1 protein-coding gene is annotated in these 347 nt (G+C 71.2%); it reads right to left on the minus strand.

Annotated features, from left to right (window positions below):
* The coding region (locus FF041_RS24670) for an AMP-binding protein (protein ID WP_194292152.1) at nt 1-347 on the minus strand (347 nt) is incomplete at both ends.

A 347-nucleotide genomic window follows, 5' to 3' on the forward strand; every position in this document is an offset into this window, starting at 1 on the left:
GCGATCGCGAGCGTCCCGCCCGCCGCGAGAGTGACCGCCACATCCAGCACCGCCGCATCGAAACCGAACGACGCGAACTGCAACGCCACCACACCCTCGCCCACGCCCAGCACCGGACGCATCACCTCCGCGAGATTCGCCACCCCACCATGAGCGACCGCCACACCCTTCGGACGCCCCGTCGAACCCGACGTATAGATGACGTACGCCAACTGGTCCCGGGCGATCACCCTCCCCGGCGGATCCGCCGGCCCGGCAGCGATCTCCCCGCCCACCTCGTCCAACAGCACCACCCGCGCGCCGCCCACCGGCACATCCGCCAGCGTCGAACCCGACCCCAGCACCAC

Source organism: Streptomyces jumonjinensis (assembly GCF_009600885.1).
Lineage (GTDB): Bacteria > Actinomycetota > Actinomycetes > Streptomycetales > Streptomycetaceae > Streptomyces > Streptomyces jumonjinensis.